This is a genomic window from Streptomyces sp. NPDC001068 (genome assembly GCF_042897315.1).
Lineage (GTDB): Bacteria > Actinomycetota > Actinomycetes > Streptomycetales > Streptomycetaceae > Streptomyces.
Genome location: NZ_JBIAYD010000034.1, coordinates 1 through 15,626, shown reverse-complemented (window position 1 = coordinate 15,626; position 15,626 = coordinate 1). Strand labels below are relative to the sequence as shown.

Annotated in this window: 9 protein-coding genes and 2 pseudogenes; 4 read left to right on the top strand and 7 right to left on the bottom strand. The window is 65.6% G+C overall.

Annotated features, from left to right (window positions below; all coding sequences use genetic code 11):
* Window positions 1-455: 455 nt before the first annotated feature.
* Together ACFY3I_RS43405 and ACFY3I_RS43400 are read right to left on the bottom strand one after the other, a co-directional pair.
* A complete protein-coding gene (locus ACFY3I_RS43405) occupies window positions 456-803 on the bottom strand; it encodes a hypothetical protein (protein ID WP_390866467.1) in 348 nt (115 codons plus the stop codon).
* Window positions 804-1,041: 238 nt separating this feature from the next.
* Window positions 1,042-3,531, bottom strand: coding sequence for a SpoIIE family protein phosphatase (locus ACFY3I_RS43400; RefSeq protein ID WP_390866466.1), 2,490 nt, complete (start codon window positions 3,529-3,531; stop codon window positions 1,042-1,044).
* 694 nt (window positions 3,532-4,225) lie between these two features.
* Here ACFY3I_RS43400 and ACFY3I_RS43395 point away from each other — a divergent pair.
* From ACFY3I_RS43395 to ACFY3I_RS43385, 3 genes and pseudogenes are all read left to right on the top strand, one after another.
* The gene (locus ACFY3I_RS43395) at window positions 4,226-4,801 is read left to right on the top strand and encodes a dihydrofolate reductase family protein (RefSeq protein ID WP_390866465.1); all 576 of its coding nucleotides are present in this window, start codon (window positions 4,226-4,228) and stop codon (window positions 4,799-4,801) included.
* A 257-nt stretch (window positions 4,802-5,058) separates the two neighbouring features.
* Window positions 5,059-5,355 (top strand): annotated as a pseudogene (locus tag ACFY3I_RS43390) (hypothetical protein); the annotation flags it as partial.
* Window positions 5,356-5,465: 110 nt separating this feature from the next.
* Window positions 5,466-5,954 carry a DUF5959 family protein gene (locus ACFY3I_RS43385; protein ID WP_390866464.1) on the top strand — a complete coding sequence of 163 codons (489 nt, stop codon included), beginning with the start codon at window positions 5,466-5,468 and terminating at the stop codon, window positions 5,952-5,954.
* Here ACFY3I_RS43385 and ACFY3I_RS43380 read toward each other — a convergent pair.
* A pseudogene (locus ACFY3I_RS43380) lies at window positions 5,946-6,760 on the bottom strand (IS5 family transposase). The gene ACFY3I_RS43385 and the pseudogene ACFY3I_RS43380 overlap by 9 nt on opposite strands.
* A gap of 232 nt (window positions 6,761-6,992) precedes the next feature.
* Entirely contained in the window at window positions 6,993-8,972 is a 1,980-nt protein-coding gene (locus ACFY3I_RS43375) for a prolyl oligopeptidase family serine peptidase (protein WP_390866463.1), read from the bottom strand.
* A gap of 622 nt (window positions 8,973-9,594) precedes the next feature.
* Between ACFY3I_RS43375 and ACFY3I_RS43370 the strand changes: the two genes are divergently transcribed.
* A complete protein-coding gene (locus ACFY3I_RS43370) occupies window positions 9,595-9,969 on the top strand; it encodes a peptidase inhibitor family I36 protein (RefSeq protein WP_390866462.1) in 375 nt (124 codons plus the stop codon).
* A gap of 9 nt (window positions 9,970-9,978) precedes the next feature.
* On the opposite strand, the gene ACFY3I_RS43365 is transcribed toward ACFY3I_RS43370, so the two are convergent.
* From ACFY3I_RS43365 to ACFY3I_RS43355, 3 genes are all read right to left on the bottom strand, one after another.
* On the bottom strand, window positions 9,979-10,686 hold the full coding sequence (locus tag ACFY3I_RS43365; RefSeq protein ID WP_390866468.1) for a transposase: 708 nt from the start codon (window positions 10,684-10,686) through the stop codon (window positions 9,979-9,981).
* A gap of 55 nt (window positions 10,687-10,741) precedes the next feature.
* Entirely contained in the window at window positions 10,742-12,286 is a 1,545-nt protein-coding gene (gene mltG, locus ACFY3I_RS43360) for an endolytic transglycosylase MltG (RefSeq protein WP_390866461.1), read from the bottom strand.
* A 1,332-nt stretch (window positions 12,287-13,618) separates the two neighbouring features.
* A complete protein-coding gene (locus ACFY3I_RS43355) occupies window positions 13,619-15,319 on the bottom strand; it encodes an aminotransferase class V-fold PLP-dependent enzyme (protein ID WP_390866460.1) in 1,701 nt (566 codons plus the stop codon).
* Window positions 15,320-15,626: the final 307 nt, after the last annotated feature.

Here is a 15,626-nt window from a genome sequence, read left to right as displayed (position 1 = left end):
GCGCGCGGTCTGCTCCGCAGACACGACGCGGCGTCGCTACGCGACGCTTCCCGGCGCTGCGCGCCGGAGGCCCGGACTCCGTCCGGGCACGGGCAGGCACTCCGTGCCCGCCCCCTACCTGACCAGCGCTCCGCACTGGTCAGGAGCCTGCCTGCTCCGCAGTCAGGCGAATGCGCGGCGAGAGGGGTGGGGTGTCGGACTCCCGCCGCCTCGCCCAGTCTTGACGGTCCGTCAAGACTGGGTCGTGCATCAAAACTGACAGTGGGCTAGATTCTGGGATGACATCCCACCACCATTCCGCCGTTCGAGAATGCGTCATTCCCGAACGGGATACGTTCTGGGCTGACACCGCACCCCCGGTTCAGGATCACTCGATATGCGTGACCCCGCATCCGAGAATGCGTCACATTCCAGCGTGGGATGAATTCTGGGATGACGGCTTGGGAGTCTTCAAATTACCGGATGGATACCGGTGCGACTCCAGCGAGAAATGCCGCCGCGTATTCCCCGAATGCGTCGACGGCGCTCCGCAGGGAACACATGGCCGCGTACGAGGGGTTGGGGAGTTCGTGGGCGTCGCCGAGGTCGGCGAGTGCTTCCCCGAGCGATTCAAGGGCATGGTCGGGGTCGGTGACGTAGCCGAGGATGCCGGAGGGGGCGACGGCCCACACGGTGGGGCCGTCCAGGTCGACGTCCTGCGGGGCGAGGGGGTGACCGGCGGGGCATGCGAACAGACCGTCGGGCAGGGCGTAGAACTCGCTGCCGGTGCCGGTGGAGCAGGTGCCGCAGGTGAGCGCGTCCATGGGGGTGCCCTTCAGGGTGGGGGTCCTGGTGAGGCACGCGCGGCCGCGCGGCGGCACGGGGCTCTGGGGTGCCGGAGGCGGCCCTTGACCGGGGCGCGGAGCGGTCCGGCGCCGGAGGCGGCCCCGGGGTGCCGTGTGGCACCGTGGGGCCGCGCCAGGACCCCCACCCTGAAGGGGGGCGTGTGTCCGTGGTCCGCATGGACGGCACGGCTCGCGTCAGGGGATAGCTTCGGTGCCGCTACTCCTTGCGTGGGGGTGGTGTGCCGGGGGCCGGTGCGTGTGAGGGTGCGGAGTCCAGGTCTTGTTCGGCCCAGATGACTTTGCCTCCCGGTTCCGTGCGGGCGCCCCATCTGCGGGACAGCTGGGTGATCAGGAAGAGGCCGCGGCCGTTTTCGTCGGTGGTGCGTGCATGACGCAGGCGCGGGGAGTTGGCGTCGGTGTCGGATACTTCGCAGGTCAGGGTTTCGTGGTGGATCAATCGCAGTCCGATCGGGTCCGTGCTGTGGCGGACGGCGTTGGTGACTAGTTCGCTGACGATGAGTTGTGTGGGGTCCTGGAGGCTTTCCAGGCCCCATTCGGCGAGCTGGCGGGTTGCCATGTGCCGGGCGTTGGGGATAGCGGTCCGGTCGTTCGGCAGCGTCCAGGAGGCGACCTGGGTGGGGCTGAGTGAGTGCGTACGTGCTAGGAGCAGGGTGATGTCGTCGCCTGGTGCCTGGGGTGGGAGGGCATCCGTGGCTCGGGTGCACAGCTCTTCCAAAGGGTGACTGGGTTGTGCCAGGGCGGTGCCCAGGCAACGCATTCCCACGTCGATGTCGGCGTCGCGGGTTTCGATCAGGCCGTCGGTGTACAGGCCGAGGAGAGTGCCCTCGGGCAGTTCCAACTCCACGGCCTCGAAGGGGACGCCCAGCCCGAGGCCGAGTGGGCTTCCGGTGGGCAGTTCGGGGAAGGTGACTTGTCCTTGCGGGTCGATGATCGCGGGTGGTGGGTGTCCGGCCCCTGCCATGGTGCACTTCCGAGTGGCCGGGTCGTAGACGGCGTAGAGGCAGGTGGCGCCTACGACCGTGGGGGTCTGGTCCGCGGTGTCGGCGTCCTGCTCGGCCAGGCGCTGGAAGGTGTCGTCGAGATGGGCCAGCAGTTGGTCGGGGGGCAGCTCGAGGTCGGCGAGCGTGCGCACGGCGGTGCGGAGCCTGCCCATGGTTGCGGCGGCGTTGATGCCGTGTCCGACGACATCTCCGACGACGAGGGCCACCCGGGCGCCGGACAGCGGGATCACGTCGAACCAGTCGCCTCCGACGCCGGCGTCCGCGTCGGCGGGCAGGTAGCGCCACGCCACCTCGACCGCAGCGCCGCCCGTCAAATGATGGGGAAGCAGGTTGCGTTGCAGCGTGAGGGCCGCGGTGTGCTCGCGGGTGTATTGGCGGGCGTTGTCCAAGCACAGCGCGGCCCGGGTGACGAGCTCCTCGGCGAGGAGCAGGTCATCCTCGTGGAATGGAGCGGGGTCCTGGGTGCGGAAGAACACCGCGACACCCAGAACGGCGCGCCGCGCAATGATGGGAACAATCATCACGGAGTGAATCTCGTACTCACGGATCTTTTGCGCCCGCGCGGGGTCGTGGTCGACCCATGTCCCAGGGGAGGTGTCCAGCACCGGTTCCAGGTAGGACCTTCCCGTGCGCAGTGCGCCGGCGAGCGGCGAGGCCGGGGGGACGAAAACCGTCTCCCCTCGCGCGAAGGTCGACTCCGGGGTTCCTGGGTGGATCGAGGCCTGACCGGCGCGGAGGAAAGCGGTAGGGCGATCGCTCGTCGTGTCGATCCGGGTCGAGGGCTCTTTGCCGAACGGGACGGACTCCCCCAGGTCGACGTAGACGAAGTCGGCCAGCACGGGCACGGCAAGGTCGGCCAGTTCCTGCCCGGTCCGCATGACGTCCAGGGTGCTGCCGATACGCGTGCTGGCCTGGCTGAGGATGGCAAGGCGCTCGCGTGCCCGCTGACTGCCGGTGACATCCACGCTGATGCCGCACAGCCCCAGTGTCTTGGCGTCCGCGTCCTGGAGGCAGAAGTATGAGACCGCGAGTGCATGCTCCCGGCTGGGATCTTCCGTCGGCCACGCCCGGTATTCGTGGACCGCGGTGGTGTCGTTCCGCAGCGCCTGCCGCTGCATCGCTTCCAGGGCTTCGGCCTCGAAACCGGGCAGTGAGTCGGTGATCAGTCGGCCCAACCGCCGGTTAGGGGAGATGCCGTCGTGAGTCTCTGCTGTGTCGTTTGTCCAGACGCAACGCAGCTGCAGGTCGCGAATAACGATGCCGATCGGCGCGTGGGTGAGGAGCGACTCCCGCACCGATCCGTTTCTCGTTTCCTGGGAGAGCGTGCCGATGTCGGTGACGGACACAAGCCAGCGGAATGCTCCGCCCTGCCCCCGCAACATCGAGATCCGGTGGTTGATGTCGAGCATGCGGCCGTCGCTGTGGCGCACCGTGCACGTGCCTGACCAGTCATTGTGGGCATGGGACTGCTCGATGAGCGCCGATATTGGTGTTTTCCCGGAAGACGGCAGTATGAGTGCTGCGGACCGGCCCACCACGTCCCCGGCGGAATACCCGAGAAGCTGCTCGGCGGCCTGCGTCCATGCGACCACCGTCCCACGCTCGTCGAGCATCGCGACCGCCGACTCGGATACCTCGCGTGTGTTCAATCGCTTGCCAAGGGTCACTCTGTCCGTGTTGGTCATCGAGCTGCCCTCCTAGGTGACTCGTTCTCACGCGGGCCGGCTGCGGCGGCCCGTACCACGGCGGGGCGGACGGCTGGAGCAGCATGCGTCCCGGCGAGACATGGGCGGCCTCGGCCGGGCCCACTGAGATCAAGTCGTTGAAGTTTAAACTTTTCGGGTAGTAGACAGGGCAGGGCTCCGATCTGTGACAGGGCTGCAGCCGGGCTTGTGCCGACGCGGTCCGCCACGGCCGCCGCAGGACCACGTGGAAGGGGCGGAACACGAGGCCGCCGCAGATCCGGCAGGGCAGCGGCCCTCTCCGCACCCGCCACGACTTGCCCGCAATCGGCTACGGCGCCCCCTGCTGCCAGTGCCGGCCGATCCGGGCCGGAGGCATGTCTGTGGCGCGTGGGTGGCCTTTTCGCTTGCGCCCGCAGCACGAACATCGCCAAGACCACTCGGGCGATCCGCGATGAACCAGCCCGAGCACTCCCCGTTCTGGGCATCGCCGTCAATCCAGACGCTTTCGGCCGGGACGGCCCGGCCCAGCGCCCCGGTCGGACCGGGCGGGGCCGTGGGTTGAGGGGATCGCCGCGGGCGCTCGTTCACGGCGGGGAGGCGTCATGGGCGATCCACGGATCACCGATGAATTCGGCCGGCGCGCCGAGTCGTACACAGCGCACTGTGGAGCACCGGCAGAGGGAGGGCGTTACCCATGGCACAAGTGATCTGCGACATGTCCATCTCGCTCGATGGATACGTCACCGGACCGAATGACAGCCGCGAGAACCCGTTCGGCGACGGTGCCTGGATGCTGCACAAGTGGATGTCCGACCAGGCGACCGACGAGGACCGGGCCATCCTGGAGCAGATGGTCGATGACTGTGGTGCGGTGGTGATGGGCCGCACGTCCTTCGAGAAGAACGAGGGAGAGGGTGGCTGGGGCCAGGGCGGCCCGGTGGGCGACGTCCCGTGTTTCGTGGTCACCCACCAGGCACCGACCGGTTCGTACCCGCCTGTGTTCACCTTCGTCACCGACGGAGTGGTCAGCGCGATCAAGCAGGCAAAGAAGGCGGCGGGCGACCAGGTCGTCGGGCTGCACGGCGCTACCGTCATGCAGCAGGCGCTCCCGCTCGGCCTGGTCGACGAGATCCGCGTGCATGTGATCCCGGTCCTGGTCGGCGGTGGCACGCGGTTGTTCAGCGTGCTCGACTCCGCGATCACCCTCGAACGCACCCAGGTGACAGCGACCCCGGCGGCAACCCACCTCTCCTACCGCGTCGTTCGCTGACCGCGAGGGCCGATGGTGTAGCTGAAGGAGACCACGAAGGCGAGTGCCTGGCTCGGGGCGCAGAGCCTGAAAGGGCATCTGACTCGCGCAGACAGTGTCTCTTGATCCGATCCTGCGGTCGGGTCACATGATCGTGGGGCAATGGCAAGCCCGCCTTGGCTCCGGGTACGGCGCGGACCTCGCCGGGTTCCGTGTACCGTCCACCCGGGGAGGGCAGTGAGGACGTCGCGCGGGTGGGTGCGGCGGCGGCCGGAGCGGTCCGCGCCCTCGCCGACCGCGGAGCACCCCGCGATCTGATCGACGTGTTCGCCGCATCCCTGCGATGGAACAACACCGACCTCGAGGAGTTGGGTCGCCGCCACGCCCGCGGCCGATTCGAACCCGAAGACCTCCAGGCCAGCCTCACCGGCGCCGAATGGACCGACGACGAAGCCTTCGCCGCCTACGGCCTCCAGTACGCCACCATCAGCGCCCTCCGCGCCTGGGCAGTGCAATCAGCCGACGACCTCGCCGCCCGACTCCACGAAGAATCCGAAATACCAGACACCGACTGACCACCATCCCCCCTGCGCCCACCGTCATGACGCCCAGGCACGCTCGTCCCCCGTCATGACGAAGCAACTCAGAAGCCGCACCAAAGACTAAGAACTTCTAACAAAATGAGATGAAGGATGGGCTCCGTCCGGGCGAGGATCGCTCAGTACTCGGCGATGAAAGGGCAGCCATGGGCGACAGTCCTCCAAGGGAGCTCATCTCCCTCTCTGATGACGAGGGGAACAGCGTCACGGTCAACGTTCTGGGACGTAATCCCAGGTGGACCGCAGGACTCAACGCTGAGATCGTCGTCAAGACACCCTTCGTGTCCGGCCGTATCAACCTGGCGTTGTACCTTTCCAAGCTGGAAAGCTGGGCCGACGCACTGGGCCGGCTCGACGCCGGCGAAGACGTCGCCTGGATGGAGATGAGTAGAGGGCCGTCCATCTTCATCCAGCTCACCGGCGAGCGTGACTGCCCGGAGGTGGTCGTTGAGGACGAGTCGGGGTCCATGGTCACCGTGCGCGTCCCCCTCATCCCGCCGGACGACTGGATTGCCGACCACCGGCAGCGCCTGCACCAGGTGATGAGCTACTGGGTGCCGTTGTTGTCAGGGTAGGGAGACAAACCGCCGCCAGCAGATGAGCGCACAGCCGAGGGCCAGGAAGCCTTCGTGGATGTCATCGCGGATCTCCCACCGGATCCGCAGCCGACGAAACCCGTGCAGATGGGCGAACACACGCTCCACGAACCAGCGTTGGGTTCCGCGCCCAGAGCCGTGCTCGGTGCCGCGTCGGGCGATCACCGGCTTCACACCGAGAGCCCGGACGAGGCGGCGGTACTTGTCGTGGTCGTAGCCGCGGTCGCCGAGCACGACGTCCGGGCGACGTCTGGGGCGGCCTCGCTTGCCGCGTACCGGCGGCACGGCTTCGAGCAACGGGATGAGCTGGGTGACGTCGTTGCGATTGCCGCCACTCAGGGTGACGGCGAGCGGAATGCCGGTGACGTCGGTGATCAGACGGTGCTTGCTCCCTGTTCTGCCCCGATCAACAGGGCTTCGTCCCGTCTTCGGGCCCCCTTTGACGCCCGGATGTGGGAGCCGTCGACCGCCGCCTGGGAGAAGTCCATGGCATTCGCAGCGCGTAGCTCCGCCAGAAGAGCCTGGTGCAGCCGGGGCCACACGCCGGCTTCGGTCCACTCGGCCGGGCGGCGCCATCACGTCATGCCCGAGCCGAAGCCGAGCTCCTGCGGCAGATGTTCCCAGGCGATCCCTGTGTGCAGCACGGACAGGATGCCCTGAAACACCAACCGGTCCGCATGCCGCTTGCGCCCGGGATACCGAACCCGGCGCTCCACCTTCGGCAACAGCGGCTCAACCACCGCCCATAGCTCGTCATCAACATGCCACGGCTTCGGCCGAGCCACCCCCCACCCCCGGATCAACAGTCCCGGAGTGATCCAATCACCTTGAAGATCATTTCGTTAGGATTTCTAAGCAGGCACGGGGCCACAACGACGCCGGTGACCCGGTGACCCGGTGACCAGCGTGGACGGAAGCCGTCGAGGATGCCCGGCCGCGTGGGAATCGACTGGGATGCTGGTGCACGTCCTGGCCCGAGACCCCGATCTGCGGCCCGGGCAGCGAGGACGCCTGGACCTACTTTCCCTCCGCCGGCAGATCCGGGACCGGAGGTCTCAGCAGGTGGCGGTGGAGCCATTCGAGAGTACGGCCGAGGTGGTCGGCGGTCTCGGGAAAGCCGCGTACTCCGTGGCCCTGACTCGGGTAGAGGACCAGTTCCGTGTTTACGCCGTTGCGCAGCAATGCCTGGTGGGCTTCGACGGCCTGTTGCGCGGGGGTGTACTTGTCGCGCAGGCCCGCCGTCACCAGCGTAGGGGCATGGGGATGCCCGATCCTGAGCAGCGGGCTATGGAGCAAATAGCTGCTGTTGGGATCTGTCGGGGTGTCCTGCAGGAAGAGTTCGTCGAACCGCCAGATGTCCGACGTGTAGTGCTGGCTGATCCAGTCGCTCACGGGGGACACCGCGATCGCCGCTGCAAAGCGCCGGTCGACGGCGGGCAGGACCAGACTCACCACAGCGCCGTAGCTGGTGCCAGTCACTGCGATCCGCGCGGGGTCGGCCACTCCACGGGCAACCAGGTGGTCGACACCGCTCAGCAGGTCGCCGAGCGGTGCGCCGAGCATGTCTCCGAGCACGGCGCGGGTGAAGGTTTCCCCCCGGCCATGGCTGCCGCGCGGGTTGGGATGCAGTACGGCGTAGCCTTCCGACGCTAGTAGCGGTGCGAGCGGATAGCGGTCCGAGATCCCGATCCCCCAGCGGTTGCGCCATGCCGCTACCGGGCCACCGTGCACGTTCACGACCAGAGGATGGGGCGGGGGGCCGTCTGGGACGATCAGCAGGCCTTGGATTTCCAGTCCGTCGGCGGCCGTCCAGGAGATCTCCTCGACCGTGCCGGCACGGTCCCGCATGAAGTTCGTTCCGCCGTGTGCCGGCTCGAAGACGGTGTGGATCTGCGTGTTCTCGACGGTCACCAGGCGCGGCCGTTGCCGGTACGACTCGACAAAGCCGTGAAACCTGCCGGCCGCGTCGGTGCGGATCTGAGGTGTCGTTCCGTGGAAGGTCTGTCGAGTTGACCAGACTTCAGTGACCGTGGCGGACTCGGCGTCCCCTTCCCCGATCACGGTTCTCAGTCCCCGCAGTCCCGCATAGCGGAGTCGTCCATCGGGCGTGGAGTCCAGGGCCGATACGTCGACTCCGTGGGTGTCGAGGCGTACCGCTCCTCCTTCCGAGTCGAGGAGCACGATGTCGCCGGCCACGACTCCGCGGTCGCTGCAGGTTGCCTCGATGACGGCGTACCGGCTGCCAGCCCCGGTCGGGGAGGCCAGCTGTCGGCCGGTGGGCGGGGTGTAGAGGCGGACGGCCTTCGCGGTCGTGAGATCGACTCGGGCCAGGTGGGGGTCGTACCAGCCTGACTCACCGGGCCGCTCGGAGCACACGGCCAGGGCGGAGTCCGGACCGGTCCAGCATATTTCCCAGACGTTGAGACCTGCGGGAGTGATGTCTCGGACGGCGCCGGTGTAACGGTCCACCAGGTAGCACTGGCGAAACGGTTCCGGCTCGGCGGTGAAGACGAGGGGCTCACGTTGAGACGGCTCGGCGTACACACGCTCCGCCAGGTCGTAGCGCGCGGGCTGGCGCGCGGCCATGACGGCCAGCACGCGTCGGCCATCGGGACAGATGCGGAGTTGTTCGAGATGTCCGCTCAGAGCCGGCCCGGGGGTCAGAGTCTGCCTGGCCACATCGAGCCAGTGGAGGCCGCCGCGCGCGGCGACGGCGACGGCGCCTGGGCCGCATGACACCAGCTCGACCTCTACGTCGTGCTCCACACAGTCACCGTTACTGGTGTCGATCACGCACAGGACATTGCGCCCGGGCCGGTCCAGCCCGGTGAGAACGGTGCCGACGGCCGCTACATGGGACCCGTCGGGAGTCACGTCCCACTGACCGATACGTGTGACACGGCCGTAGCCTGGCCGTTCCGCGTCCTGAAGCCAGGCCCGGGCCCGGTCATGGATGTCCTGCGCGGTCGCGCCGCCCGAGCCCTGCCCCTTGGTCATCTTTTCAGCATGGCACAAGCGGATCTGAGGCAATCTGCCGGTTCCGAGAAGACTTCGGGTGCAGCCGGAGCCAAGGCGCGAGGAGCATGGGAAAGGAGATGCGACGCCGTCCCGGAGAAATGGCTGTCCGCCAGGTATCCCGGGCACCGGACCACTCGCATCAGCGTGCGTAGGCAGGTTCTTACGGTGCAGGCGCGTTCGATTGGCTCCTTCGGCTCGGCCACGGTACGGATCGTGCACAGGATTCCGGGCATCGAGCAGGCGATGGTCGCGTGCAGAGAGGAGTCCGAACGCGGCACGAGGGTCTCTCCGCGACCGATGACGGTCACCGGGATCTTCGCCTCTTCGACGTGCGCCGCTCCCAGACGCTCGCGTTGCTGCCTGGGCTGAGGTCCGTCGCATTTCGAAAGGTGCCGGTTCGGTCTGCCCAACTCACCACCGCACTGCTTGCGACGGTCATCGTGTGACGGCCCGGAGCTCGTTGTGTTGGCGATGGGTTCACGGATGACAGCGGACGCGCAACGGCGAGTGTGCCGGTGAAGTGAACCCACCGGCCCTTTGGTTGCGTTGTTCAAGCGAGGAGCGTTCAGCTCATCGGGGCGATCAGTGAAAGGCAATTCAGGTGAACAAGCTCAAGAGGAGTCTCGTCGCGCTGTCTCTGGGCACCGTGGCCGCGGCCGGTGCGGTGACGGGCGCGGCCGGCTCCGCGGCAGCGGTCAGCGATCCCTGCCCCTCGGCGCAGTACGAGTTCTGCATCTTCAAGGATGTCAATTACGGCGGGGACTTCTACGGTGTGCGATGGGGCGCCTCCGACAGCTGGGTCAATGTGCCGGCGAGCGGCAAGGGGACAATCTCATCGGTCATCAATAACACCAATTACACCTGGAACCTTCGTAACAGTTCCGGATCGACCATTCTTGTCGTGGGTAAGTTCTACTGGCTGTCGAGCCTCGGGAGCGCCGACAACAAGACGGCGAGTTTCGGCATCAACAAGTAGCGGCTCCCCTCAGAGGGCCTTCGAGTGCACGCTCGCCCGTGCGGCGGAGGCGCAGGCCGCAGACCGTGGGTTGAGTCCGGGCGACCAGTCGTCCGTCCTCGTGCGGACAGACAGCGCGGGACTGCCGCGGCGGGGTTCCGCGCGGGCCGACATCCGGCGCGGTGGAGTTGCCCCTTCACGTGGCGTGTTCGGGGATGACCTCATTCGAACTCGGCAAGCCTCGTCAGCAGATGAGTCTTTACCGGACCGTCCTGCACGAAGGTCTACGGGACTCCCTCCCCCGCTGCCTCGACGGGACCTTCTTCTCCAGCTGTGGCCGGTGTCGCGCACCCTGGCCGGGGGCACCGTGCGCGCAGTGCCCTTGACCTTCTTGCCCGCGTCGAAGCCCCTGGTGGCGGCGGGGACGGTGTCCGCTGTGCGGATGGACTGGGAGTCGATCAGCCCCGCGCTCGGCTCGGTATTACGCCCGTCGGCCCGCCGGACCCGAGCACGCAGGGCATCGTGGACACGCTCGACGGTGCCGTCGTCATGCCACCAGGTGAAGTACCAGTACGCCGTTGGGCAGGGCGGGAAGTCCTTTGGCAACTCCCGCCAGGAACACCCGGTCTGCACCACGGAGAAAATCGCGTCCACGATCCGCCGCCGCGGGTGCTTCTCCCGACGCCTACCCTTGGGACCCACCCGCGCCGGCGGCAGCAACGGCCAGCCCGACGGCACGGCAGATCTCAAACGCGGTCTCAAGGACTCGGCGGGTCAAATGGCCGATCCGATTTCACTCGGAGTCTTTGTTGAATTTTTCAAGATATCTCTTGCGATTCCGGTTCTGCTCTTCGTTCGTTTCCGCGAAGAGGGTCTCATTTTCACCGACCGAGACAAAATAGTACCAATTCCCATTGGCCGGAGCGATTGAGGCTTCAAGCGCTTGCCTGCCTGGATTACCGATGGGGCCGGGCGGCAGGCCTTTAATCTTGTAAGTATTGTATGGATCGTCGATACGGCGGAGATCATCGACGGAACCTGTGGCAAGTTCCGTTTTGCCGCGCAGATAATTTACCGTAGAGTCGAAGTCAAGGAGGCCATAGGTCTCCTTATTGTCTGGATTGAGCCGGTTGTAGACGACTCGGGCGACCTTCCGGAAGTCGGACGCCGTTTTCCCTTCAGCCTGCACGAGGCTTGCCACGGTGAGAAGTTGCTGAGGGTTGTCGAGCCCCAGGTCTTGGGCCCTGCTTTCCAAGTTCAGCCGGGCATATTCGGTTTTGCTCTGTTCTATAAGCTCCTTGAGCACATCCTGCGGTTTCATCTCCTTGGATATCGGATAGGTGGCCGGAAAGAGGAAACCTTCAAGTGGGTCTTTGAGGTCACTGGCGCGGCTCGCCCATTTCGGGAGGCCAAGGGTTCTCCATTCTCGCCTGGCTACAGCTCGGGAGGTGCCGCCCTTCACCCCCAGCCGACTGTCGATCAATGCGTAAATTTGGACGCTGCGCATGCCTTCGGGGATTACCAAGGTATCGTGGCTCTCGGAGCCGAGCATCAGAGATACGGCATCCTGGCCTGACATGTGTTTCCTGAGTGTGTAACTTCCTACTTGAATCCTGTTTCCGTCAGGGTCGCGTGACTGTGCAGCAGTAAAAGCCGCCACGCTCTTCACAACTCCGGCTTTCTTCAGCTCGATTCCGATATCGTAGCCGGTTGCATCTTTGGGAATCGTGACCGTTACTGTTCCAGATCCTGCACCCTCATAGTCGGGTGGTGGCGCAAATCGGTCATGGTAAAGACGCCACCCGTAGTTTCCTGCAACGGCGGTGAGTGCGACAACCGTGATCAGAAGGGCGGCACGCTTACGCCGCTTCTTCTTGATATCACTACGCCTCCTCCGCCTCCCTCGGTTTCTTCGTGTCGCGGTGTCCTCGCGGTTTTCCTCCGTGGATGCCGCGGCTCTCCTGCTCTTTCGGTAAGGATGTTGCGGCTCGTCGGCAGGGGCCTCCTCCGTCGGAGCGGCGTTCGCGGATAGGGATGTGTCGGGCAGATGGGAGGCACCCCCGTCATGCCACTGGTGGGGGCCCTGCGGCGGAGGAGCCCACCCATGTTGCTGGTCCGGGTTCGGGTTCGTGTGTTTGTGGGCGTCCCCGTTCCGGCTTCTGGCCGCCCCCCAGTCCCGTTGCTCACCGTGCGGAAAGTGCAAGTGGCCTGGCACGGAACCATCGTGCGGAAGCTGTACCAGGGGATTCGGCTGCCCCTCGTAAGGTGCGCTGTTGCCGTAGGCGTACGCATCGGTACCCCATGCATCGGAGTCGGCCCTCTGGCCATGCTCAGTCATCGATCCCCCTGCGGCATCGCATGAAGCAGTCAAATGTTGCTTGAGTCTTCTTCACCGCTTGGTGACACTGTGAACTCACTGTGGTTCGAGGAAGGTTACTGTACTGCTGTGAGATACGTGTCTCCCCAGGTGTTTCCTGCAGCAGGACACCGGCGCCGGCGCAAGGCCATCAGGATCTGAATCGTCAAGCACGCCGGTTCCTCAGCACGGATGCCGCCAGGCAGAGTCGGACTCCTTCGACGACGGTCTAGCGGGCCGTCGTAGCCCCCGCTTCCCGTTCGTGCTCTCGCCGGTCATCGGCCACACCGCCGGAGAGGACCAGCCACGCCGCCAGCGCAGCACGGTCGACAGCGCATGGGTGTGGGTGGGATGCCTCCAGATCATTGCGCATCTGGGAGAGGGAGCTTCGTGGATGTCGTCGCGCGTCTCCCGGCGAATCCGCAGTCGACGGAACCAGTACAGGTGGGCGAACACGCGCTCCACGAACCAGCTCTGGGCGCCGAGTTCGAAGCCATCTTCGATACCGCGGCGCCGGACAAGGCGGCGGTACTTGTGGTAGTCGTCGCCGCGGCCTGCCTTGCAGCACGGCCAGGCGGCGTCGAGGCCGCTTGTGTTTGCCCCGCATCGGCGGCACGTTCGCGAGGAGCGGGATCAGTTGGGTGACGTCCTTGCGGTTGCCGCTGGTCACGACGGCAGCGAACGGAGTGCCAGTAGCGTCGGAGATCAGGTGTTGCTCGCTGTCCGCCTGCCCCGGTCAACAGGGATTCGTCCCGTCGCGGAGCCCCCCTGCAACCCTCGCAGATGGGAAACATCGCCGACGGCCCGGGAGAAGTCCAGGATGTTCGCGCCGCGGAGCTTGGCGAGGAGGAGCTTTCGCAGCTGAGATCACAGTTCTGCCTCAGTCCACTCGCCCAGCTGACGCCGGCAGGTCGTGCCGGCCGAGGCCGACGTCCGCTGGCGGGTGTTCCCACGAGAGCCCGGTGTGCAGGACGAGCGGTATGCCCCAGAACACCGGCTGGTCCGGAGACCGCTTGCGGCCGGAATGATGGGCTCGACGCTCCCCTTCGGTGCCCGCCACTCCACCACCGACAGCTTCTCGTCGGCTTCCCGCAGCGGCGGCCCAGCCACCCTGCACGCCCAGTTCACCGGTCCCGGAGTGATCCAATCATCTGGAAGATCATTTCGTGAGGAGTTCCAGCTGCTCAGCCATGCCAGAACACCAGCCGCCCTCGGCGCGGGACACGAAAGACCGAACCGGTGTCACGGACCTTGCACTGACCAACTGCGCACGGCGCGGAATGCTGCAAGACGTCAGAACTCCCCCACCCAAGGTCACAGAGACTCCTGTGGCAGCGGGAACCATCGCAATGCCTCGACCTCCGGCGACAGATATGCATCCCGGACAGCGGCCTCCTCCTGTCTGGTGAAGAGAACGTCTCGAGCGTGCCTACGCATGGCGGCCAACACTTCGTCCCCTGCCCGCTCGGTACGAGGTGATTTCGCGGCGGCGGCGACTGCTTCTCTCAGCCCCGCCGCAGGAGCAGCATTGAAAGTACGGTGATGCCAGATCCCGGTACGGAGGTCGAGGCGATAGTCGGGCAGGAGACGGTGGCCTGCGTGTGCGATGAGTTCGACCGCTTCCACAATGTGCTCGATGACAGCATCCGACATGAAGTACGGGAAGCTTACGCGCGTCCAACCGGGCTTCACTGCTTCGATGCCTTGATTTACGATCACATCGCGATGTGCGTGGGATAGCTCTGTGCCGACACCGAGCAAGCGGTGTCCGTATGGGCCGGCGCAGGAACACCCTCCACGTGCTTGGATTCCGAAGAGGTCGTCCAGCAGTGCAGTGACGAAATGGTGATGCAGATATCCTCTGCCATGCCGAATCAGGAAAGATACGATGGGAAGCCTCGGCACATCTGTGTTACCGAGAATTTGAATACCAGGATGTTGTCGCCAACGATCTCTCACAAATTTCCAGGCTCGCTCTTCGTTGGCTTCGATCGTGTCGGTTCCTACCGAATCTTTGAGTGCGAACACGAGTCCTGCGCGTATGGATTCGACTATAGCGGGGGTACCACCTTCTTCACGCGCGGCGGCGTCAGCGGCATAGTGATGTCCGTCAAGGCCGACGTAGCTCACCGTCCCGCCGCCTGGTACTACGGGCACCGTGTTACGGAACAGCTCATTGCGCACGACGAGGATGCCTGGTGTCTGGGGTCCGCCGGCGAACTTGTGCGGTGACAGGAATATGGCGTCTTTATGGTCGCGCCGTCCCGGAGCTGACTCTTTCACCCGGATGGGTACGTAGGGGCCGGCCGACGCGAAGTCCCAGAAGGACAAGGCTCCGTAGTCGTGAAGAAGAGCGGCGATGGCGTCGGTTTCAGTCAGGATGCCCGTGACGTTCGAGGCTGCTGACATGCAACCGATCAGCAGTGGGCGATGTGCGTACATCTCCAGCGCTGATCGCAGACGGTCCAGATCGATCCTGCCGGTGGTGTCCTCGTCAATAACCACGACGTCAGCGAGCGACTCGCGCCAGGCGATTTCATTGGAGTGGTGTTCGTAGGGTCCGAGGAAAACGACTGGGCGTTCATCTTCCGGAAGCGCCATGCCGGTTGGATCCGCCATACGCGGGGCCGACCTCAGTCCCAGCATGCCGATGACCTTGTCGATCGCGGCGGTGGTCCCTGAGCCGCAGAAAATGGCGCGATGGGTTCCAGCCGCGCCAACAGCCTCCTCGATCACCTGCCGAGCCTCTTCACGAAGCCTTCCTGTATGACGCCCGTTACCTGAACTCTCAGCGTGGGTGTTGGCGTACCGAGGGAGGACCGCCTCCCGCACGAAGTCTTCGATGAAGTCAAGCGACCGGCCTGATGCCGTCCAGTCTGCGTAGGTGATTCGGCGGCGGCCGTACGGCCCGTCGAGAAGGTCGCCCTCGCCGATGAGTCCGTTTCGAATCTTGTCCAAGGTATCGCGTGCCATTGCGAATGGTTCCTGCATCGTGGTGTGTTCGGGTGCAGGCATGGCGTCTATCGTTCGGTACAAGTCCACACAGAGTAGACGAATGCACGGCCCTCTTCGTTCATTCGCATCCGAAACAAGCTGGTGAGCTTCCAGCGCGGCCGCGTCATACACCGTGCCGAGCTCGGGCATCGGCGTTCGTCAGAACGGCCGGCGGCCCACAAGGCCCTCCCTCACGGCGGGAGTACGGCCACTTGGTGCGATGGCTCGGGACTCCTAAAGGTTGTCCCGTAACGAGGCGCGGGGTCTCAGGCATACTGGCGCTCGTTGTCGCTGGGGACCGGACCTAGGACGGGAGCCTGAGTGCCTG